Annotated in this window: 5 protein-coding genes; 2 read left to right on the plus strand and 3 right to left on the minus strand. The window is 36.1% G+C overall.

Annotated features, from left to right (window positions below):
- The 3 genes from ACEYOS_RS07355 to mef(C) all read right to left on the minus strand — a co-directional run.
- On the minus strand, window positions 1-113 hold a 113-nt coding region (locus ACEYOS_RS07355), incomplete at its 3' end, for an rRNA adenine N-6-methyltransferase family protein (protein WP_250704475.1).
- Window positions 114-638: 525 nt separating this feature from the next.
- Entirely contained in the window at window positions 639-1,523 is an 885-nt protein-coding gene (gene mph / locus ACEYOS_RS07360) for an Mph(E)/Mph(G) family macrolide 2'-phosphotransferase (RefSeq protein WP_078213155.1), read from the minus strand.
- Between the two features lie 4 nt (window positions 1,524-1,527).
- Window positions 1,528-2,751, minus strand: a complete 1,224-nt coding sequence (mef(C), locus tag ACEYOS_RS07365; RefSeq protein ID WP_085286200.1) for a macrolide efflux MFS transporter Mef(C) — start codon at window positions 2,749-2,751, stop codon at window positions 1,528-1,530.
- Between the two features lie 874 nt (window positions 2,752-3,625).
- Here mef(C) and ACEYOS_RS07370 point away from each other — a divergent pair.
- Window positions 3,626-4,483 carry a penicillin-binding transpeptidase domain-containing protein gene (locus ACEYOS_RS07370; protein ID WP_005938297.1) on the plus strand — a complete coding sequence of 286 codons (858 nt, stop codon included), beginning with the start codon at window positions 3,626-3,628 and terminating at the stop codon, window positions 4,481-4,483.
- Window positions 4,484-4,487: 4 nt separating this feature from the next.
- Window positions 4,488-4,643 (plus strand): hypothetical protein, encoded by a 156-nt coding sequence (locus tag ACEYOS_RS07375; RefSeq protein WP_373797547.1) that lies wholly within the window; start codon window positions 4,488-4,490, stop codon window positions 4,641-4,643.
- Window positions 4,644-4,691 lie beyond the last annotated feature (48 nt).

Raw genomic sequence — 4,691 nt, forward strand, 5'->3', positions numbered from 1 at the left:
AAAACCGTATCCTGATTACTTATATTTGCTTGTCTTATTGCATCTTTTATTAGCACTTTATCAATAGTAAAGTGCTGACCCGTAAAACGAACGGGCAATTTCTTTTTTGTCATTAGTAACTTCTTACAGGTGAATACTTGAATTCAAATCACAGAGAAGTGAATAGACAGTATTACCCGACAGAGCAACTACGACAAAGCAATGCCATCAAAAAAAATGACTGCACACACAAAGCATAGACTGATTGTCTTGCCCTAAAAGATTGATTGGAATTTATTCAGGACTGCCTATCACTTAGATAGAAGTCCAAGGTCTGCTGAAATACATAATTCAAAAATTGAAATTGCTTGACTGCAAATTTAGTAACTTTGCTTGACAAATTAACGAGAAAGAAGAGAAAATGAAAGCCGACCGCATAACATCACCTATACGCAAGCAGGGGTTTCGTTCTTCGTAAGACAGAAAAGTGCTATATTTGAAGTTCAGCTCTTCGTAGGAAGTTCAGCGGTAAAAATCCCTGCCTGCGTATAGCTGAGAACCGTTAGCTGCAAGGCTACACAACAACGCTAATAGACAAACATCCCTTGAAATAATAGGGAGCTGACCCGATTAAGGTGTCAGCCCCTACTAAAAAAAATCTACTCAACACCTAACTGTAATTTTGCAGAACTAAGATGAATTTCATCTTGTGTTTCTAAAGCAAAATATCCATAAGCTAGAGGTGCGGCAGCAGCTCGTTCAACTGCTTGTTCAAACAGTTTATCCCATACTTCTCCACCTTGTTTTTCGTATGCCGAAATTAAATTTTTCAGACTTTCTTCACCGAAAACAGTAACGTGACCTGAAAAATCTTGTGCTATATCGCTGACTTGTGCAGTTGACCAATCAATAATTCCACAAACTTCTCCATTATGATGAGTAAGTGTATGACCTGCATACAAATCACCGTGAATGAATTTTGTAAAATTCGGCCATAAGGCATCATTATCCAGCCATTTTTGGTACCGAAGTTCTAATTCGGCATTTATCCCTAATTCAGATTTCACCAAAATCAATCTTTCAGAAATCTCATTTCTAACCTGTTCAGGTGTCAAAACTTTTAGATTATTACGAAGTACTTCTTCCGTAGGAATTGAATGAAGTTCTATAAGTGCTTTCGCTAATGATGGTATATAAAGGTCGTTTTCTTTAGACATATTCCAGGTTACTTCATAAGTCTCCGCATCATAAGTAAGTGCAGGTTTTCCATCGAGCAAAGGATAGGCTACCAGTTTTTCATTAGCTATACGCCAATCAGGAACTTGAACCGAAAGGTATTTCGACACCAATTGAAGAATGCGTTTCTCATTCGCAATCTGTTCGCCTAAGGTTGTTCTTCTTGGAATACGCAACAACCACTTTGTGCCATCCCTATCTGTAGCGAAACCAACCTTAAAATCAATTCCCATTTCATTAAAACTCATTTCATCCGAAAGAATTAACCCATTTCTTTCCGCTAATTTTTGAATATCTCTATTTTTCATTTTTTTAAATATTTTTGATTTTACCTAATTGCATTAAGTTGCGAGTGCTAAACGAAAGAATACCCACAAGGATTGCCAAACAACCGCTTATGATAAACGTAATGTTTACACCAATAACTTCTGCAATCAGGCCTGTGAATAATAAACCGATTACACTTGGCAAAACTGCCAAACTATAATAAAGTGAAAATACACGTCCTAATTTTTCAGGACTTACCTCTGTTTGTACAATTGCTGTAAAACAGCCATTGAAAACAGACAGGCTGATACCGCCAATGGCTGTTACCATCACAAATCCTACAAACCAACTTGCAGGTAATACACCACTCAAAATAAATGTAAGTCCCAATAATACATACATAACATTGACTGCGACTACTTTTGAGCCTTTCAATTTGAAAATACTCAGGATGACACCGCCAATAAGCATACCTCCGCCCCAAACCACTTCTACAATTCCTATCTCCCATTTTCCTCCTGCAAAATGCCCTGTTGTGAGCAACGGAAACATAATGGCAGCTGGCATTATAACAAAGGTTATCGCCATTGCATAAAGAAAAAGATAACGCAAACCTTTGTTTTTTGAAACAGTCTGAAACCCTTCCGAAAATTCTGTAGCAATAGAATGTGCAGACGATTTTGACTTCGCAACCACATTGGGAATTTTCACCATCACGAGTGAAAGAATAGCCAGCAATGCTCCAATCAAATCCAAGTACAATACTTTTGAAATAGGAAGATAAGCAATGGCTAATGTGCCAATGGCAGGACCACCAATACTGCAAACCGAATGTAACACCTGATTAATTCCTGCTACCTTTATCAATTCATTTTGGGGTACAATCAGCGGAGCAATTGCCTGTAGTGCCGGAGCGTGAAAAGCATTACCAACAGAGCGTAAACCCAATAAAATGTATATCCATATAAGATTAACATTTTCATTTTGTAAAATGACGAGTAACAAAAGGGCACAGAGAGCTATAAAAGCATCCGAAAAAATCATTACATATTTACGATTGAGACGGTCAACATATACACCTGCTATTAAGCCTATCAATGCTTGAGGCAACATAGCTGCTATTCCTGCGTAGGCTAAAACTTCGGCTGACTTGTACTCCAGACTAAGCCATATAACAATAGCAAACTGAACAGCATAACTTGTAAGCATTGAAGCAAACTGTCCAGCCCATATAAACATATAGGTCTTAAACCATTTACGGTTTTCCATAAAAACTTGATTAAATTATACAACAAAATAATTGTAGCATAATACTAATAGAGTACTATACCATAAAAGTGGGTTTTGAAGAGAATTACCCTAATAATTATTTAATCCAAGGCTTTGCCACGTGTTGTATACTTTTTGGAAGTGAAGCCACAAAAGTACAAATTATTATCTCAAAAAATAAGCTATTTTAGCAAAATTAAGCCCAGCAGCTAACAAGGGTTTTGCAATAGTGGGGCGAAACTGCAAAGTTCAACTGTTGTTCTTCGGTTCAACTTTTGTGCAAAATTGAAGATTTGTGCTTCGATTGCCCCACCATCGCAAAGCCCCAAAACGTTGTACGCAATGTTGTGGGGTCGCGCATAAATTCAAAATTTGGCATTTTTTTTAAGATTTTATTTCGTTGTGATTTGATCATCTCTAAAAATTGACTTCATGCCGCAAAAAATATCTTTTATCGCATTTCCAAGCCTTTCCCTTTTCTTAATGCCATAAAAGATATTGGATATCAAAACAAAATGATTGTAATAATCACTTTTTGCATTTTTGAATCTTCTGCGTGAATAAAAAATGCAAAAAGAGATTTCGAAGATTTTTTACAATCGATTTGGTTACTTCATGGCAAGTCGGAGTGAATAAAAACACTGCGTACAACAGGGTATTGGCAAAAGACGGGTCGAACTTTGTCTTTGAGAATTCAGTTAACAAAATTCGCAAAAAACTTTTTCGTTTTACTTTTTTTAGTATTTTAGCAAAACGAAAAAAGTTTTTGCTCAGGATGGTTTTCACTTACATTTTGTGTTAGCAGTAGCCCGTCCTTCGCCAATACTTTTTTACCTGCAAGCATAAAAAACCAAACCGTAAATTCAAGAAACTAATGAAATCAAAAAGTTTATTTTCTTTTATTGTAACACTTTTCCTTATTTATGGATGTTCGTCTAACAGACAAGCAGATGGAAAATCAAATATTTTGGCTAAGAACGACATAAATATACGGGGCGACTTCCAAAATTATTTTGACAGTTGCGGAGTTGAAGGCACAATTGCTATTTATGACATTAGAAATGATAAATGGATTGTATCGGACACAGTTGGATTAGAAATTGAAACGCTTCCAGCATCTACATTCAAGATTATAAATTTATTGATTGCTCTTGAAACTAATACTATCAAAGATGAAAACGAAATAATAAAATGGGTTGGTAGTACAGATACAGTTAAGTATGGTTATAGACCCGAAATTTATCACGATATGCCAGTCAAAGAAGCCTTTGAATTATCAGCAGGTTGGGTTTTTGTAGAACTTGCAAAGAAAATCGGAAAAGATACCTATAGAAAACACCTCGCAGAGAGCAAGTATGGAAACAATAATTTATCCCAAACTGAAGCCGATTTTTGGAATTTTGGAGACTTTGCAATTTCGCCTAAAAATCAGGTCGAATTTGTAAAATCTTTTTATGAAGAAAAATTACCCTTTTCTAAGCGAAATATTGACATTGTTAAAAACGTAATGATTACGGAACAAAATGAAGAATATACTATAAGGGCTAAGACAGGTTGGACAAGGGAAAATAACATCAATACAGGTTGGTGGACAGGGTACATTGAGACCAAAAATGGGACTTATATTTTTGCAACAAGACTTTTACAAGACAGAAAAATGAAAAGGTCTGATTTCGGAAGTTGCAGAAAAGAAATTACCAAAAAAGTATTTAAAGACTTGAATATAATTTAAAAGAATGCCAGCAGGTAACAGGCGTTTGGCTCAATGGCGGGTGACGTGGTTAATTGAACATTCTACCTCGCATCAACTTTTGTGGTGTATTGACAGTTTTGTGCTCCAAAATCCGCCACTGCGCCAAGCGCCAAACCGTTGGAGTGTAATTGGAGCGTAACAGTTATACCACGTCTACTTAATGTAATGAATTTTCGGGATATTTTAT

The sequence above is a fragment of the Kaistella sp. genome (genome assembly GCF_041824135.1).
Lineage (GTDB): Bacteria > Bacteroidota > Bacteroidia > Flavobacteriales > Weeksellaceae > Kaistella.

Bases quoted from the DNA above. Each gene is read 5' to 3' on its own strand.
- ACEYOS_RS07370 (WP_005938297.1), top strand. From the start codon at position 3,626: ATGAAATCAAAAAGTTTATTTTCTTTTATTGTAACACTTTTCCTTATT.
- ACEYOS_RS07375 (WP_373797547.1), top strand. From the start codon at position 4,488: ATGCCAGCAGGTAACAGGCGTTTGGCTCAATGGCGGGTGACGTGGTTA.
- mph (WP_078213155.1), bottom strand. From the start codon at position 1,523: ATGAAAAATAGAGATATTCAAAAATTAGCGGAAAGAAATGGGTTAATT.